This is a genomic window from Kribbella sp. NPDC050820 (assembly GCF_040653975.1).
In the GTDB taxonomy this organism is placed as follows: Bacteria; Actinomycetota; Actinomycetes; order Propionibacteriales; family Kribbellaceae; genus Kribbella.
Map to the genome: position 1 here is coordinate 129,693 of NZ_JBFAHB010000015.1, position 16,126 is coordinate 145,818.

Sequence of the window (16,126 nt, forward strand, 5' to 3'; positions counted from 1 at the left end):
CATCCCTACCGCGGGGAGTGCAGCGTGCAACTGGACGAAGTGCTGGCCGACCTGTGGGCCGAGAGCGCTGAGCTGGACCGGCTGGTCGGTGGCCTGCCGGCGGAGGACTGGGCGACGCCGACACCGGCCGAGGGCTGGACGATCGCGCACCAGATCGCCCACCTGGCCTGGACCGACGAGGCCGCACACCTCGCCGTCACCGATCCGGACGGCTTCCAGGTGTCCCTCGAGAAGGCGGCCGCGAGCCCGGCGACGTACGTCGACGAGGGCGCCAACGAGACCGCCGCGCTGCCGCCGGACCAACTGCTGACCTACTGGCGGGAGACTCGGGCCGAGCTGGCCGAGGCGCTCAAGAAGGTCCCGGCCGGGCAGAAGGTGCCGTGGTACGGGCCGCCGATGAGCCCGACCTCGATGGCGACGGCCCGGTTGATGGAGACCTGGGCGCACGGCCAGGACGTGGTCGACGCGATGCAGGTCACCCGCCCGCCGTCGAACCGGCTGCGGCACGTCGCCCACCTGGCGGTCCGGACCCGCGACTTCGCGTACTTGCTGAACAACCGCACCCCGCCGGCCGAACCGTTCCACGTGGAACTCACCGGCCCGGACGGCGACACCTGGACCTGGGGTCCCGACGACGCCGGGCAGCGGGTCACCGGTCCGGCGCTCGACTTCTGCCTGCTGGCGACCCAACGCCGGCATCGCGACGATCTCGCCGTACACAGTGAGGGTCCGGACGCGGAGGAGTGGCTCGGCATCATCCAGGTGTTCGCCGGGCTGCCGGGCAAGGGTCGGACGGCGGGGCAGTTCGGATGACCGCGCCGATCAGGATCGGGAACGCGTCCGGGTTCTACGGCGACCGGTTCAGCGCGGTCCAGGAGATGCTCACCGGTGGCCCGCTCGACGTGCTGACCGGTGACTACCTGGCCGAGCTGACCATGCTGATCCTCGGGCGGGACCGGCTGAAGGACCCGTCGCTCGGGTACGCGCGGACGTTCCTCAAGCAGCTCGAGACCGGGCTCGGCGAGGCGCTCGACCGCGGCGTCAAGCTCGTCAGCAACGCCGGCGGCCTGAACCCGTCGGGACTCGCAGCCGCGATTCAGGCGCTGGCGGACAAGCTCGGGCTGCAGCCGAAGATCGCGTTCGTCGAAGGCGACGACCTGCTCGCCCGGGCGGACGAGCTCGGCCTCGGCACCCCGCTGACCGCCAACGCCTACCTCGGCGCCTGGGGAATTGCGGAAGCCCTGCAGGCCGGCGCGGACGTGGTCGTCACCGGCCGGGTCACCGACGCGTCGGTGATCGTCGGGCCGGCCGCCGCCCACCACGGCTGGAAGCGGACCCAGTACGACGAGCTGGCGGGCGCGGTCGCCGCCGGTCACGTGATCGAGTGCGGCTGCCAGGCGACCGGCGGGAACTACGCGTTCTTCGGCGAGATCCGGGATCTCGGCCGGCCCGGGTTCCCGATCGCCGAGATCCACGCCGACGGCAGCAGCGTGATCACCAAGCACGACGACACCGGCGGTGCGGTCACGATCGACACGGTCAAAGCACAACTGCTGTACGAGATCGTCGGCGAGCGGTACGCCGGTCCGGACGTCACCACGCGCCTCGACTCGATCGAGCTGAGCGACGACGGGCCCGACCGGGTCCGGATCAGCGGCGTCCGCGGTGAGCCGCCACCACCGACGTACAAGGTGTCGCTGAACAGCGTCGGCGGGTTCCGCAACGAGGTCGACTTCGTGCTGACCGGGCTGCAACTGGAGGAGAAGGCCGAGCTGGTCAGGGCCCAGCTCGAGCGGGCGCTCCCGAAGCGGCCCGCCGAACTGCGCTGGTCGCTGACCTGGACCGAGAAGCCGAACGCGGACACCGAAGAGGAGGCCAGCGTCTTCCTGCGCTGCGCGGCGAAGGACCCGGACCCGAAGGTCGTCGGCCGGGCGTTCTCGAACGCCGCGATCGAGCTGGCGCTGGCGAGCTACCCCGGTTTCCACGTCACCGCGCCGCCGGGCGACGGATCGCCGTACGGCGTGTTCCGGGCCGGGTACGTCGACATCCGGGAGGTCGACCAGGTCGTCGTACTGCCCGATGGGACGCGGAAGGTGGTCGAGCCGGCGGCGGAGACGCAGCCGCTGGCACCGGTCGAGGACACCGAGCTGCCGATGCCGTTGCCGCAGCTCGCGTCGAGCGGACGTCCGCGGACGCGGGAAGTCCCGCTCGGCCGGATCGCCGGAGCGCGGTCGGGTGACAAGGGCGGTGATGCGAACGTCGGCGTGTGGGTTCGGCAGGAGAAGGCGTGGCGTTGGCTCGCGCACACGCTGACGGTCGAGCTGTTCCAGGAGCTGCTGCCGGAGACGAAGAACCTCGCGGTCACGCGGTACGTGCTGCCCAACCTGTGGGCGGTCAACTTCGTCGTCGAGGGGCTGCTGGGTGAGGGCGTCGCATCGCAGGCTCGCTTCGATCCGCAGGCGAAGGCAGTCGGCGAGTGGTTGCGGTCCCGGTACGTCGACGTACCGGAGGTGCTGCTGTGAACGACTTCCGGGAGTCCGTACGGCGGTTCATGGCCGCCGAGGTCCTGCCTTACCTGGACGAGTGGGAGCGGGCCGGCGAGCTGCCGCGGGAGTTGCACGAGAAGGCGGGGAAGCTCGGACTGCTCGGGGTTGGGTTTCCGGAGGCGGTCGGCGGTGGTGGCGGCTCGCTGGCAGATGCGATCGCGGTGGTCGAGGAGATGCACTACGCGGGCGGATCCGGTGGGCTGGTCGCGTCGCTGCTGACCTGTGGGATCGCACTGCCGCACATCGTTGCTGCGGGCAATCAGGAGCAGATCGACAGGTGGGTGCGGCCGACGCTCGAGGGCAGGTTGATCGGAGCGCTGGCGATCACCGAGCCTGATGGTGGCTCGGACGTGGCGTCGCTGCGGACCACCGCGCGGCGCGAGGGCGAGCACTTCGTTGTGAATGGCGCGAAGACGTACATCACATCGGGGTGCCGTGCGGACTTCGTGACCACTGCGGTGCGGACCGACGGGCCGGGTGCGCGCGGGATCAGCCTGCTGGTGATCGAGAAGGACACGCCTGGGTTCGTGGTGTCGCGGAAGCTCGACAAGATGGGGTGGTTGTGCTCCGACACGGCTGAGCTTTCGTTCACCGACGTACGTGTTCCGGCCGGGAACCTGGTGGGGGCCCAGGGCACCGGGTTCGTGCAGCTTGCGGTGAACTTCGTGGCCGAGCGGCTGACGCTGGCCGTGCAGGCGTACGCCGGAGCGCAGCGGGCGCTCGACCTCACCGTGGAGTGGTGCCGGGTGCGGGAGACGTTCGGGCGGCCGTTGATCTCCCGGCAGACCGTGCAGCACACGCTGACCGAGATGGCCCGCCGGATCGAGGTCGCCCGCGTCTACGTGCATTCGGTCGCCGAGCGGGCCGCGCGGGGTGAGGACGTGATCGCGGAGACGTGCTTCGCCAAGAACACCGCGGTCGAGGCTGGGCAGTGGGTCTGCGACCAGGCCCTGCAGCTGCACGGCGGTCTCGGCTACATGCGGGAGGCCGAGGTCGAGCGCCAGTACCGCGACCAGAAGATCCTCGCCATCGGCGGCGGCACCACCGAGATCCTGACCGGCCTGGCCGCAAAACGACTGGGGTACAGCACATGACGAGCAATCGCGAGGCGATGCTGGAGAAGCTCGTCGCGCTGCACGCCGAGCATGCGAAGGCGCTGGCCGGCGGCGGCGAGAAGTACGTCGACCGGCACCACAAGCGCGGCAAGCTGCTGGCGCGCGAGCGGATCGAGTTGCTGCTCGACCCGGACACGGCCTTCCTGGAGTTGTCACCGCTGGCCGGCTGGGGTTCGGACTTCACGGTCGGCGCGAGCCTGGTCACCGGGATCGGCGTGGTCGAGGGTGTCGAGTGCCTGATCACCGCGAACGACCCGACCGTCAAGGGCGGCGCGAGCAACCCGTGGACGCTCAAGAAGGCGCTGCGGGCCGACGAGATCGCACGGGCGAACCGGTTGCCGGTGATCAGCCTGGTCGAGTCCGGTGGCGCGGACCTGCCGACGCAGAAGGAGATCTTCATCCCGGGCGGCGCGATGTTCCGCAACCTGACCCGGTTGTCGGCCGAGGGCATCCCAACCATCGCGCTGGTGTTCGGCAACTCGACCGCGGGCGGCGCGTACATCCCCGGCATGAGCGACTACGTGGTGATGGTCGACGGTGGCGCGAAGGTGTTCCTGGCCGGTCCCCCGCTGGTGAAGATGGCGACCGGTGAAGACGCCGACGACGAGTCGCTCGGCGGCGCCTCGATGCATGCGCGGACCTCGGGACTGGCCGACTACTTCGCCGTCGACGAGCAGGACGCCATCCGGCTCGGCCGCCAGATCGTGTCCCGGCTGAACTGGCGCAAGCTCGGTCCGCCGCCGGCATCGTCGTACGACGAACCGCTCTTCGACGCCGACGAGCTGCTCGGGATCGTGCCGGGTGACCTGAAGGTCCCGTTCGATCCGCGGGACGTGATCGCCCGGGTGGTGGACGGGTCGGTGTTCGACGAGTTCAAGCCGCTGTACGGGTCGTCGCTGGCGACCGGGTGGGCGTCGGTGCACGGGTATCCGGTCGGCATCCTGGCGAACGCGCGGGGAGTGCTGTTCAGCGAGGAGTCGCAGAAGGCGGCGCAGTTCATCCAGCTGGCGAACCGGGCGAACACGCCGCTGATCTTCCTGCACAACACCACCGGCTACATGGTCGGGCAGGAGTACGAGCAGGGCGGGATCATCAAGCACGGCGCCCAGATGATCAACGCGGTGTCGAACTCCAAGGTGCCGCACATCTCGATCCTGATGGGCGCGTCGTACGGCGCCGGGCACTACGGGATGTGCGGCCGGGCCTTCGACCCGCGGTTCCTGTTCGCCTGGCCGTCGGCGAAGTCGGCGGTGATGGGACCGCAGCAACTCGCCGGGGTGCTGTCGATCGTGGCGCGGGCGGCCGCGGCGGCGAAGGGCCAGCCGTACGACGAGGACGGCGACGCCGCGATGCGCGCGTACGTCGAAGGCCAGATCGAGGCGGAGTCGCTGCCGATGTTCCTGTCCGGGCGCTTGTACGACGACGGCGTGATCGACCCGCGGGACACCAGGACCGTGCTCGGGATCTGCCTATCCGCCATCCACTCCGCCCCGGTCGAAGGTACGTCGTCCTTCGGCGTCTTCAGGATGTGAGACGCATGATCACGTCAGTACTGGTGGCCAACCGGGGCGAGATCGCCCGGCGGATCTTCCGCACGGCCCGGTCACTCGGCCTGTCGACGGTCGCCGTCCACTCGACCGCCGACGCCGGATCGCCGCATGTGGCCGAGGCCGACGCGGCGGTCCACCTGCCCGGGAACGCCCCCGGCGAGACCTACCTGCGCGCCGACCTCGTCATCGAGGCGGCCGTACGGGCGGGCGCCGACGCGATCCATCCCGGGTACGGCTTCCTGTCCGAGAACGCCGGGTTCGCGCAGGCGGTGCTCGACGCCGGGCTGACCTGGATCGGGCCGCCGGTGGACGCGATCTCGTCGATGGGCTCGAAGATCGAGGCGAAGAAGCTGATGGCGGCGGCCGGGGTGCCGGTGCTGGCGGAGCTCACGCCTGCTGAGGTGTCGGCTGCCGACCTGCCGGTGCTGGTGAAGGCATCGGCCGGTGGTGGAGGGCGCGGGATGCGGGTCGTGTCGCGGCTGGAAGATCTGCCCGCGGAGATCGAGGCTGCCTCGGCGGAGGCGTTGTCGGCCTTCGGCGACGGGACGGTGTTCTGCGAGCGCTACCTCGCGGCCGGCCGGCACATCGAAGTGCAGATCATGGCCGACCAGCAGGGCACGATCTGGGCGGTCGGCGAGCGCGAATGCTCCATCCAGCGTCGCCACCAGAAGGTCGTCGAGGAAGCCCCGTCGCCGCTCGTCGAACGCATCCCGGCCATGCGGGCCCACCTCTTCGACGCCGCCCGCAAAGCAGCCGCGGCGATCAACTACGTCGGCGCGGGCACAGTCGAGTTCCTGGCCGACAACACCGGCAACTTCTACTTCCTCGAGATGAACACCCGCCTCCAGGTGGAACACCCCGTCACCGAGGAGACGACCGGCCTGGACCTGGTCGCGTGCCAGTTCGCGGTCGCGTCAGGTGAACGACTCCCGGCCGACCCACCACCCACAGTCGGTCATGCGATCGAGGTCCGGTTGTACGCCGAGGACCCGGCCCGCGACTGGCAACCCCAAACCGGACGCCTGCACCGGTTCGCGGTCGGGGCCGAGCGGCTTTCCGGAACAAAAGCGGCACCTGGCGACCACAATCTTCCGGAAAGCGGCGCGCCTCGGGTGCGGGTGGACTCGGGAGTGGTGAGCGGGTCGGAGGTGTCGCCGTACTACGACGCGATGCTGGCCAAGGCGGTCGTCTGGGCGCCCACCCGGACGGCGGCGGCGAGGCGGCTCGCGGCTGAGGTGGACCGGGCCACGATCCACGGCGTGCGGACGAACCGCGACCTGCTCGCCTGGATCCTGCGGCATCCGGCGTTTCTCGCCGGGAACACCGACACCGGGTTCTTCGCGCGGCACGGGATCGGGGCGCCTGTCGATCCACAGGTCAGCCGGGTGTCGGCGCTGGCGGCGGCGCTGGCTGATGCGGCTGGTCGGGTGCCGCCGGTCCGGGTGCCCAGTGGGTGGCGGAACTTGGGTTCGCAGCCGCAGCGGAAGGCGTATCGGGTTGGAGATGAGGTGCACGAGGTTGCGTACCGGCTGACCCGGGACGGGTTGGTTGTGGAGGGCAACGTGCAGCTCGTCTCGCATGCGCCGGACCACGTGGTGCTCGAGGTAGGCGGCGTACGGCGGGCGTTCGACGTGGCGGCGTACGGCGGCTTGGTGTGTGTGGACTCGCCGCTGGGCAGCGTGACGCTGGAGAAGGTGGAGCGGTTCACGGATCCGTCGCGGCAGGTGGCGGCGGGGTCGTTGGTGGCGCCGATGCCGGGGACGGTGATCCGGGTCGGCGTGCAGGTGGGCGACAAGGTCGAGCAAGGGCAGCCGTTGCTGTGGCTGGAGGCGATGAAGATGGAGCACACGATCGCCAGTCCGGCGAGCGGTGTGGTGAGTGAGCTCAAGGTCGAGGCAGGTCAACAGGTCGAGGTCGGCGCCGTACTGGCCGTGGTTGGGGAGGATGCATGAACTTCGTCGAGTCCGAGGAACGCCAGGCTTTGCGGAAGGCAGTCGGCGAGCTGGGCAAGAAGTACGGCTACGAGTGGTTCAACCGGCAGGCGCGCAGCGGCGGGCACACCACCGAGCTGTGGCTGGAGGCGGGCAAGCTCGGGTACCTCGGCGTCAACCTCCCCGAGGAGTACGGCGGCGGAGGCGGCGGCATGGCCGATCTGTCGATCGTGCTGGAGGAGCTCGGCGCCGCGGGCTGCCCGCTGCTGATGATGGTCGTCTCGCCGTCGATCTGCGGCACGGTGATCGCCCGGTTCGGCACCGACGAGCAGAAGCGGCACTGGCTGCCCGGCCTGGCCGACGGCACCACGATCATGGCGTTCGCGATCACCGAGCCCGACGCCGGCTCGAACTCGCACGAGATCACCACGACGGCCCGCCGTAGCGACGGCGGCTGGTCGCTGACCGGGCGCAAGGTCTTCATCTCCGGCCTCGACGTCGCCGATGCCGTGCTGGTCGTCGGCCGGACCGAGGACGCCCGCACCGGGAAGCTCAGGCCGGCCCTGTTCATCGTGCCGGTGGACGCGCCCGGCGTGGAGTTCACCCAGATCGAGATGGACCTGATCAGCCCGGACAAGCAGTTCGCGCTCTATCTGGACGACGTACAGCTGCCGCGCGAGGCGTTGGTCGGCGCCGAGGACGCGGCCCTGCTGCAGCTGTTCGCCGGGCTCAACCCGGAGCGGATCATGGCGTCCGCGTTCGCGATCGGCATCGCCCGGCACGCGCTCGGCAAAGCAACGGCCTACGTCAAGGACCGCCAGGTCTGGAAGACCCCGATCGGCGCGCACCAGGGCCTCGCGCACCCGCTCGCGCAGATCAAGATCGAGCTCGAGCTGGCGCGGCTGATGCTGCAGAAGGCCGCCGCCCTGTACGACGCCGGCGACGACCTCGGCGCCGGCGAAGCGGCGAACATGGCGAAGTACGCCGCCGGCGAGGTCGCGGTCCGGGCCACCGACCAGGCCGTCCAGTCGCTCGGCGGCAACGGCATGACCAAGGAGTACGGCGTCGCCTCGCTGGTCGCCGCCGCCCGCGCGACCCGGATCGCGCCGGTCAGCCGGGAGATGATCCTGAACTTCGTCGCCCAGCACTCACTCGGTCTACCCAAGTCGTACTGAGAGGATTCCCGATGATCATCAGCAGTGAGTTCCCACCCGTCGAGATCCTCGACGTCCCGATCCACGACGCCGTCCTCGGGAGAGCCCAGGAGTACGGCGACCGGCCGGCCCTCGTGGACGGCGTGACCGGCAAGGAGATCAGCTACGCGCAGCTCGACGGGATGAGCCGCCGGGTGGCCGCCGGGTTCGCGGAGCTGGGCATCAGGCACGGCGACACGATCGCGCTCTACAGCCCGAACACGATCCTGTACCCGGTCGTCTTCTACGGCGCCACCCGCGTGGGCGCGACCGTGACGACGGTGAACGCGCTCTACACCGCGGACGAGCTGCACAAGCAACTGGTCGACTCCAAGGCGAAGCTGCTGGTCACGATCTCGCTGTTCCTCCCGGTGGCGACCGCCGCGATCGAGGGCACCGACGTGACCGAGATCTTCGTCTGCGACAGCGCCGAGGGCTACCGCTCGGTGATGGAGCTGGTCGCCTCGACCGGCCCCGAGCCGGAGGTGACCATCGACCCGGCCGACGACGTCGCCGTACTGCCGTACTCCAGTGGTACGACGGGCGCCGCGAAAGGCGTGATGCTGACGCACCGGAACATCGCGACCAACATCGCGCAGGCCGAGGTGATGATCAGGCTGGACGAGGGCGAGCGGATCATCGCGATCCTGCCGTTCTTCCACATCTACGGGCTGACCGTGCTGATGAACCTGCCGCTCCGGCTCGGCGCGACGGTCGTCGTGCTGCCGAAGTTCGACCTGGAGCAGTTCCTCACCACGCTCGACCAGCAGAAGATCACCCGGGCGTTCGTCGCACCGCCGGTCGTGCTCGCGCTGGCGAAGCACCCGGCCGTGGACGGGGTGGACCTGTCGGCGCTGAAGTACGTGATGTCGGCCGCGGCGCCGCTGGACGGCGAGCTGGCCGAGGCGTGCGCGAAGCGGCTCGGGTTGCACGCCGTGCTGCAGGCCTACGGGATGACCGAGCTGTCGCCGGGCACGCACTCGGTGCCGCAGGACGACCAGGAGCCGCCGCCGGGCGCCGTGGGCAAGCTGTTCCCGTCCACCGAAATGCGGCTGGTTGGTGCTGACGGCAACGATGCGGACGAGGGCGAGATCTGGATCCGCGGGCCGCAGGTGATGAAGGGGTATCTGGGCCGGCCGGCCGAGACCGACGCGACCATCGATCCGGACGGCTGGCTGCACACCGGTGACATCGGGCGGATGGACGAGCGCGGGTACCTGTACGTCATCGACCGGGTGAAGGAGCTGATCAAGTACCACGGCTACCAGGTGCCGCCGGCCGAGCTCGAGGCGGTGCTGCTGACGGACGACCGGATCGCGGATGCGGCGGTGATCGGGGTGCAGGCCGAGGGCAACGAGGTGCCGAAGGCGTTTGTGGTCCCGATGCCGGGGGTGGAGCTGACCGAGGCGGACGTGATCGAGTACGTGTCCGCGCGGGTGGCGCCGTACAAGAAGGTCCGGCAGGTGGAGTTCATCGAGGCCGTGCCGAAGGCTGCCTCGGGCAAGATCCTGCGGCGTGAGCTGAGAGCCCGCGAGGCCGCCCGTGAGTGAGGCCCTCAAAGAACCCCAGCAGGACCGCAGCCGGGCCACCCGGCAGCGGCTGCTCGAGGCGGCCGTGGAGTCACTGGCCGAGGTCGGGTACGCCGCGACGACGGTGTCGGTCGTCGCGGCGCGGGCCGGGGTTTCGCGAGGTGCGGCGCAGCACCATTTCCCGACGCGGGCGGACCTGTTCGCGGCCGCCGTCGAGTACATGACCGAGGTGCGGCTGGCGGAGATCCGCGCACAGGCCGCGGCGCTGCCCAGTGGGCCGGGGCGGACCGAGGCGATCGTTGGGATGCTCGCTGATGTCTACACCGGCCCGCTGTTCCGGGCGGCACTGCACCTGTGGGTGGCGGCGTCGACCGAGGAGGCGCTGCGGAAGCAGATCGTCGGACTGGAGGCGCATGTCGGGCGGCAGGCGCACCGGGCGCTGCTCGAAGTGCTCGAGGTGAGTGAACGGACGCCTGGGGTGCGGGAGACCGTGCAGGGGGTGCTGGACATGGCACGAGGTCTTGGGCTGGCTGATCTGCTGTCGGATGACAGTGCTCGGCGGCGCGGGATCGTGCGGCAGTGGAGCCGGATCCTCGATCAGGCGCTGCGGGCGCCGGGGGTGTGACCGAAGGCGCGGCGGAAGGTGTCGATGAACGCACTGGTCGACGCCCAACCGCACTGGTGAGCCACCCGCGTCACGGAGTCGCCACCCGCTAGCAATCGCAGCGCCAGGTGCAGCCTGAGCTCGGTGCGCCACTGCGGGAACGTCATGCCGAGGTCCGTCTTGCACAGTCGGCTCAGGGTGCGTTCACTGGCGCCGATCTCCCGGCCGAGTTCTGTGAGCGTCCGGTTGTCGGCCGGGTCGTCCTGCAACAACTGGCAGACCGCTGCCAGTCGTGGGTCGCGTGGAGTGGGGAGATATGTCGGCCGCTGTGGTGAGCGTCGCAGCTGATCCAGCAGCACCAGGTACAACCGGTGTTGTTCAGTGGGATCTGTTTCGAGGGTTGTGTACGCGAGGATCAGCTCTCTCAGCAGCGGACTGACCACGAGAGCCGACGGGGCGTTCAGAGCGAGTGGGTTCTCGGTGAGTCCTACGGTGTGGAGGGCGGTCTCGCCGTACGCGCGGTGTTGGTGGAGGGTGCCGGAGGGGACCCAGATCGCTCGGTTGGCCGGGGCGATCCAGCTGCCGGCTTCGGTGGTCACCGAGAGGACGCCGCGGCCGGCGTAGACGATCTGGTGCTGCTCGTGCCAGTGCGGGTCGATGCCGCCACCCGCCGGGATCTCGAGGGACCCGGTGTTGGCTGGACGGCGTTGGCGGATTTCCGGCATAGATTGGCATTTTATCGGAAGCCGGACAGGCGGTCCGCGGCCGAGGATCGAGAGTGTGCGGAGACTTCGACCGATCGGGCTGATGGCGATCGGGCATGGCTGCGTGGACGTGTACCAGGGCGCCGTACCTGCGCTCGTTCCGTTCCTGGTCGCCGAGCGCGGCCTCGGGTACGTCGCCGTGTCGGGCATCACGCTGGCCGCGACGCTGCTGTCGTCGGTGGTGCAGCCGGTGTTCGGTGTGCTGACCGATCGGCGGCCGCTGGCCTGGCTGATCCCGATCAGCATGACGACTGCAGGGCTCGGAATCGCGCTGCTCGGGATCGGTGATTCGTATCTGCTGAGTTGGCTGGCGGCGGCGCTGTCCGGGCTCGGGGTCGCGGCCTATCACCCGGAGGCGGCGCGGATGGCGCGAGCAGTGAGTGGGGGCAGCCATGTCGGGATGAGCTGGTTCTCGGTCGGCGGAAACGTCGGTTTCGCGCTCGCGCCGGTGCTGGTCACGCCGATCATGGCGGTCGGCGGGCTGGCCCTGACGCCTGTGCTCGTTGTACCTGCTCTGGTCGGTGCGGTGATCACCACGGTGGCCGTTCGAGCTGGGGTGTCGCGGGTGGCCGCGAGCCGGATGGAACGTCCTGGGAGTGACGACTGGTCTTCGTTCCTGCGGTTGTCGGCGATCATGGTGTGCCGGTCGATCGTCTTCGTCGGGCTCGGCACCTTCATTGCGCTGTACGCGGGTGAGCGGGTCGGCGGCGGTACGACGACCGGCGGGGCGGCGTTGTTCGTGCTGTTCGCCGCCGGCGCCTTCGGCACGCTGCTCGGCGGACGGTTCGCGACCCAGTACGGCCGGGTCCGGACGATGCGGACGTCGTACGGCGTCGCGGTGCCGGCGATCGCCGGTCTGGTGTTCGTCCCCGGTCCCTTGTTCTTCGTCTTCCTCGCGCTGACCGCGATCGCGATGTCGATCCCGTTCTCGCTGCACGTCACGCTCGGCCAGGACTTCCTGCCCGGCCGCGTCGGCACGGCCGGCGGGATGACCCTCGGTCTGGCGGTCAGCATCGGCGGCGTCGCAACGCCCATCCTCGGCACGATCGCCGAGCACTCCTCCCTACGCCTGGCCCTGTCCACCCTCATCGCACTGGCCCTGACCAGCTGCCTGATCGGCTACTTTCTCAACGAACCTGCCCGGTGACGCCCGGGCACGTGCTCGGGATCTGACCGCGTCTCGTTTCCAACGATGGTCCAGGTTGTGGTCAGGGGCTCTGTAAAGGTTTGCTCATGACGTAGGTTGGCGTTTGTCATGACTACTGAGGGGATCGACCGGGCGGCGGGGGTCGGGCTTCGGTCGGAACGCGGGCCGATCCTGCTCGCGGTGATGCTCAGCATCGGCCTGGTGGCGATCGACGCGACCATCCTCGCGACCGCCGTACCCTCCATCGTCGACGATCTCGGCGGCTTCACCCAGTTCCCGTGGCTGTTCTCGATCTACCTGCTCGCGCAGGCGGTGTCGGTGCCGATCTACGGCAAGCTCGCCGACCTGCGCGGCCGCAAGCCGATCATGCTGCTCGGGGTCGGGCTGTTCGTGCTCGGCTCGATCCTGTGCGGGTTCGCCTGGAGCATGCCGGCGCTGATCGCGTTCCGGCTGATCCAGGGGCTCGGCGCGGGCGCGATCCAGCCGATCGGGATGACGATCGTCGGCGACATCTACACGGTCGCCGAGCGGGCCAAGGTGCAGGGCTACATCGCCAGCGTCTGGGGCATCTCGTCGTTCGTCGGCCCGGCGCTGGGCGGGGTGTTCTCGGACTTCGTCTCCTGGCGCTGGATCTTCTTCGTGAACATCCCGCTCGGTCTGGCCGCGGCCTGGGTGCTGACCCGCCGCTTCGAGGAGAAGGTCGCCCGGCAGGCCAGTCACCAGATCGACTACGCCGGCGCGATCCTGCTCGCGGTCGGCGGTTCGCTGCTGCTGCTCGGCCTGCTCGAGGGCGGCGTGATGTGGGAGTGGGACTCCGCCCCGAGTATCGCGATCCTGGCCGTGTCCGCCGTACTGCTGGTCGCGTTCGTCCTGGTCGAGCGCCGGGCGGCCGAGCCGGTGCTGCCGTTGTGGGTGCTCGGCCAGCGGGTGCTCAACTCCGCGAACTCGGCCGCCCTGCTGATCGGCGTGCTGATGATCGGCCTGTCCACCTACGTCCCGCTCTTCGCGCAGGGCGTGCTGGGTACGTCGGCTCTGGTCGCCGGCTTCGCGTTGGCCGCGATGACGCTGGGCTGGCCGATCGCCGCGTCGCTGGCCGGCCGGATCTACCTGCGTGTCGGGTTCCGTACGACGATGCTGATGGGCTCGCTGATCGTCGTCGTCGGGGCCGCGTTGCTGCTCACGGTCGACTCCGGCAGCGCCGTACTGCACCTGGCCGCGGCCTGCTTCGTGATCGGGCTCGGCCTCGGTTTCTCCGCGTCGCCCTCGGTGGTGGCTGCGCAGTCGTCGGTCGCCTGGCAGACCCGCGGTGTTGTGACCGGCGCCAACATGTTCGCTCGCTCGGTCGGCAGCGCGGTCGGCGTCGCGGCCTTCGGCGCGGTCGCCAACGGAGTCGTCGCATCCCGCCTCGGTGACAGCCACGCCGACCTGGAGACGCTGCCCGGCGAGGTGCTCGCGCCCGCCATCCACGACGTCTACTACGGAGCCGCCGCAGCCGCCGTCCTCCTGGTGGTAGCTGTCGCCTTCATGCCCAACCGCATCACCGAACAACCCCTCGCCAACACAACCGCCGACTGACGGCCCGTCTAGGTTGGGTTCATGCAGGCTGTTGATTGCGTGGGTGGACTGATCCAGGACGAGCAGCATCGCGTCTACGTGCAGCGGCGTACGGCGGAGCGGCGGTTGCTACCGTGGATCTGGGATGTGGTGGGCGGGCACCTGGAGGCGGGCGAGACGCCGGAGGAGGCACTGCGGCGTGAGGTCGAGGAGGAGACCGGCTGGAAGGTCCGGGACATCGTCTGGACCGCCGCCGACTGGGAGTGGGAGTGGGAAGGCCGCGTACGGCGTGAGCTCGACTACCTGATCACCGTCGACGGAGACCTGAGCCGGCCGCGGCTCGAAGAGGGTAAGCACGATGCGGGCGCCTGGGTCGGACCGGACGACCTCGAGCTGATGATGGTGAACCGCACCGACGGCGACCGCAGGCTGCGCGACATCGTGGCGCACGTGGTCCGCACCCGCTTCACCGACCGCCTCCGCCTCGAACCGCTGACCGGTCCAGGCGCGGTCCTGCCAGGACATGCCGCGGACCTGGTCACGCTGTACGCCGACCCCTGGGTCGCCCACTGGTACGCCGAGACCCTGTCCGTGGAGGACGCAGTACGGCGGGCCACCGAGGCGCAGGCCCGCTGGGAGGCCGACGGTGTGCACAAGTGGATGGCATACGAGCGTGACACCGGAGCACTCGCCGGACGAGGCGGCATGTCCCGGATCCCGGCCGACGCCCCGGTGACTGCAGCCATCAGCGACCTGGTCGGACCGGACTGGGCCACCGACCGGCTGGAGCTTGGGTGGGCACTCGCCGCGTCGGCGCGTGGCCGCGGTCTGGCGACCGAGATCGGCCGTGCCGGGCTGGACTTCGCCTTTCGCACACTGAACGCGACGAAGGTGATCGCGTTCACCGAGCGGCACAACCTGGCCTCCCGCGCGGTCATGGAACGCCTAGGCATGACCTACGCCGGCGAGATCACCGCAGAGGGCCTGGTCGAGGGCACCACCGAGGTCCGGCCGGACGCACCCTTCGCTGTCTACGTCACCGGACCTGAAGCGGACAGCTAGCGGTCCAGCGCGGTCACGAAGCGGCTCAGGAGGTCCGCGAACGTCTGCCGCTCGCCGTCGGTCCAGTCCGCCATCGCCTGACCGAACCGCTCCCGCCGGTACTCGTGCACCCACTCCAGCTGGGCCCTGCCGTCCTCGGTGAGCACCAGGTTCGTACGACGGCCGTCCGCCTGGTCCGCCTCCCGTCGTACCAGGCCTGCCGAGACTGCGGCGGCGACCAGCTTGCTGGCCCGCGGCTGGTCCACACCGAGCGCAGCCGCAACCCCGTTGACGCCGATCGGGTCCGGACCGGCCGCCTCGAGCGCGTCGAGGACCTCCTGGACCGGATCCGGTCCACCGGACTGCACGGCGATGGTACGGCGGGTCTGCCGCCGGCGGACCGCGATCATCGCCGCCTCCACCACGGCCACCGGATCCGAGTTGTCCACAGCCAACTCCTTTGTCCACAGCCCTGTCGAGATATATGTTGATTGACATGTATATGTCAGATGACAACAAGCCTATCGGGTGGTGGCTGAAGGAGGTGGACCGCCTGCTGGAGGCGTCGTTCGAGCGGCTGCTCGCCGCGGACGGGCTGAACCGCCGGCAGTGGCAGGCGCTGAACGCGGCCGCGAGCCCGGAGCCGATCGCGGTCGCGCTCGCGCCGTTCCTGACCGGCGGCCCGGAGGAGCTGAGCGCCGCCGTCGACCCGCTGACCGCACGCGGCTGGCTGCAAGACGGGCGCCTGACGGCCGCGGGTCAGGCTGCGCTGGACGGGCTGAGGGGCAAGGTCCAGGCGCAGCGCGAGCGGGTGACGGCGGGCATCACCGGCACGGAGTACGCGGCGACGATCGGCGTACTGCAGAAACTGGCCGGCAATCTGAGTGGATCCACTGTGTGACCGCCCAGGCGCGGCGGTCACACAGTGGAACCGGCCACCTCGGGGGCGGCTCGTGGTGAGGTGTCACGAGCCACGCGGTGTCCTGCCGCCCAGGACACTCCCCGCCTGGCCCGAGGTGTCGGCCAGGAGGTGGTTGGAACGGCCCGCGGGCGCCGCGCCAGGACCGCGCCCAGGTCCATCTCCTCGAACCGGCCGCCCCGGTGGGAGCAGACGGCGCGGGGGACGCGTTCCAGGCCGTCGAGCATCGCCTC

At 70.0% G+C, this 16,126-nt stretch carries 15 protein-coding genes; 12 read left to right on the forward strand and 3 right to left on the reverse strand.

What is annotated here, in order from left to right; genetic code table 11:
- Positions 1-24: 24 nt before the first annotated feature.
- The 8 genes from AB0H36_RS16440 to AB0H36_RS16475 are packed head-to-tail and all read left to right on the forward strand — an operon-like array spanning position 25 to position 10,489.
- On the forward strand, positions 25-813 hold the full coding sequence (locus AB0H36_RS16440; protein ID WP_360522937.1) for a TIGR03084 family metal-binding protein: 789 nt from the start codon (positions 25-27) through the stop codon (positions 811-813).
- Positions 810-2,522 (forward strand): acyclic terpene utilization AtuA family protein, encoded by a 1,713-nt coding sequence (locus AB0H36_RS16445; RefSeq protein ID WP_360522939.1) that lies wholly within the window; start codon positions 810-812, stop codon positions 2,520-2,522. Before AB0H36_RS16440 ends, AB0H36_RS16445 begins: the two co-directional genes overlap by 4 nt.
- Entirely contained in the window at positions 2,519-3,640 is a 1,122-nt protein-coding gene (locus tag AB0H36_RS16450) for an acyl-CoA dehydrogenase family protein (protein ID WP_360522941.1), read from the forward strand. Before AB0H36_RS16445 ends, AB0H36_RS16450 begins: the two co-directional genes overlap by 4 nt.
- Positions 3,637-5,193, forward strand: coding sequence for a carboxyl transferase domain-containing protein (locus AB0H36_RS16455; RefSeq protein ID WP_360522944.1), 1,557 nt, complete (start codon positions 3,637-3,639; stop codon positions 5,191-5,193). The genes AB0H36_RS16450 and AB0H36_RS16455 overlap by 4 nt, the downstream gene beginning before the upstream one ends.
- Positions 5,194-5,198: 5 nt before the next feature.
- The gene (locus AB0H36_RS16460) at positions 5,199-7,163 is read left to right on the forward strand and encodes a biotin carboxylase N-terminal domain-containing protein (RefSeq protein ID WP_360522947.1); all 1,965 of its coding nucleotides are present in this window, start codon (positions 5,199-5,201) and stop codon (positions 7,161-7,163) included.
- A complete protein-coding gene (locus AB0H36_RS16465) occupies positions 7,160-8,317 on the forward strand; it encodes an acyl-CoA dehydrogenase family protein (RefSeq protein ID WP_360522950.1) in 1,158 nt (385 codons plus the stop codon). The genes AB0H36_RS16460 and AB0H36_RS16465 overlap by 4 nt, the downstream gene beginning before the upstream one ends.
- A gap of 11 nt (positions 8,318-8,328) precedes the next feature.
- On the forward strand, positions 8,329-9,885 hold the full coding sequence (locus AB0H36_RS16470) for an AMP-binding protein (RefSeq protein ID WP_360522953.1): 1,557 nt from the start codon (positions 8,329-8,331) through the stop codon (positions 9,883-9,885).
- Positions 9,878-10,489: a TetR/AcrR family transcriptional regulator gene (locus AB0H36_RS16475; protein ID WP_360522956.1), complete on the forward strand. Its 612-nt coding sequence runs from the start codon at positions 9,878-9,880 to the stop codon at positions 10,487-10,489. The genes AB0H36_RS16470 and AB0H36_RS16475 overlap by 8 nt, the downstream gene beginning before the upstream one ends.
- On the opposite strand, the gene AB0H36_RS16480 is transcribed toward AB0H36_RS16475, so the two are convergent.
- Positions 10,462-11,193, reverse strand: coding sequence for a helix-turn-helix transcriptional regulator (locus AB0H36_RS16480; RefSeq protein WP_360522959.1), 732 nt, complete (start codon positions 11,191-11,193; stop codon positions 10,462-10,464). The two genes, AB0H36_RS16475 and AB0H36_RS16480, sit on opposite strands and share 28 nt — an antisense overlap.
- A gap of 55 nt (positions 11,194-11,248) precedes the next feature.
- On the opposite strand from AB0H36_RS16480, the gene AB0H36_RS16485 reads away from it, so the two are divergent.
- From AB0H36_RS16485 to AB0H36_RS16495, 3 genes are all read left to right on the forward strand, one after another.
- Entirely contained in the window at positions 11,249-12,379 is a 1,131-nt protein-coding gene (locus tag AB0H36_RS16485) for an MFS transporter (protein ID WP_360522962.1), read from the forward strand.
- A 108-nt stretch (positions 12,380-12,487) separates the two neighbouring features.
- Positions 12,488-13,954, forward strand: a complete 1,467-nt coding sequence (locus tag AB0H36_RS16490; RefSeq protein ID WP_360522965.1) for an MDR family MFS transporter — start codon at positions 12,488-12,490, stop codon at positions 13,952-13,954.
- A 21-nt stretch (positions 13,955-13,975) separates the two neighbouring features.
- Positions 13,976-14,995: a GNAT family N-acetyltransferase gene (locus tag AB0H36_RS16495; RefSeq protein ID WP_360522968.1), complete on the forward strand. Its 1,020-nt coding sequence runs from the start codon at positions 13,976-13,978 to the stop codon at positions 14,993-14,995.
- On the opposite strand, the gene AB0H36_RS16500 is transcribed toward AB0H36_RS16495, so the two are convergent.
- Positions 14,992-15,423: a MarR family winged helix-turn-helix transcriptional regulator gene (locus AB0H36_RS16500; RefSeq protein ID WP_360522971.1), complete on the reverse strand. Its 432-nt coding sequence runs from the start codon at positions 15,421-15,423 to the stop codon at positions 14,992-14,994. The genes AB0H36_RS16495 and AB0H36_RS16500 overlap by 4 nt on opposite strands.
- 47 nt (positions 15,424-15,470) lie before the next feature.
- On the opposite strand from AB0H36_RS16500, the gene AB0H36_RS16505 reads away from it, so the two are divergent.
- Positions 15,471-15,875, forward strand: coding sequence for a MarR family winged helix-turn-helix transcriptional regulator (locus AB0H36_RS16505; RefSeq protein ID WP_360522974.1), 405 nt, complete (start codon positions 15,471-15,473; stop codon positions 15,873-15,875).
- Positions 15,876-15,892: 17 nt separating this feature from the next.
- On the opposite strand, the gene AB0H36_RS16510 is transcribed toward AB0H36_RS16505, so the two are convergent.
- The coding region (locus AB0H36_RS16510) for a hypothetical protein (protein ID WP_360522977.1) at positions 15,893-16,126 on the reverse strand (234 nt) is incomplete at its 5' end.

Excerpts from the sequence above, each read along its gene's own strand:
- AB0H36_RS16445 (WP_360522939.1), top strand. The coding sequence starts at position 810 with ATGACCGCGCCGATCAGGATCGGGAACGCGTCCGGGTTCTACGGCGAC.
- AB0H36_RS16455 (WP_360522944.1), top strand. The coding sequence starts at position 3,637 with ATGACGAGCAATCGCGAGGCGATGCTGGAGAAGCTCGTCGCGCTGCAC.
- AB0H36_RS16460 (WP_360522947.1), top strand. The coding sequence starts at position 5,199 with ATGATCACGTCAGTACTGGTGGCCAACCGGGGCGAGATCGCCCGGCGG.
- AB0H36_RS16465 (WP_360522950.1), top strand. The coding sequence starts at position 7,160 with ATGAACTTCGTCGAGTCCGAGGAACGCCAGGCTTTGCGGAAGGCAGTC.
- AB0H36_RS16470 (WP_360522953.1), top strand. The coding sequence starts at position 8,329 with ATGATCATCAGCAGTGAGTTCCCACCCGTCGAGATCCTCGACGTCCCG.
- AB0H36_RS16480 (WP_360522959.1), bottom strand. The coding sequence starts at position 11,193 with ATGCCGGAAATCCGCCAACGCCGTCCAGCCAACACCGGGTCCCTCGAG.
- AB0H36_RS16490 (WP_360522965.1), top strand. The coding sequence starts at position 12,488 with ATGACTACTGAGGGGATCGACCGGGCGGCGGGGGTCGGGCTTCGGTCG.
- AB0H36_RS16495 (WP_360522968.1), top strand. The coding sequence starts at position 13,976 with ATGCAGGCTGTTGATTGCGTGGGTGGACTGATCCAGGACGAGCAGCAT.
- AB0H36_RS16505 (WP_360522974.1), top strand. The coding sequence starts at position 15,471 with ATGTATATGTCAGATGACAACAAGCCTATCGGGTGGTGGCTGAAGGAG.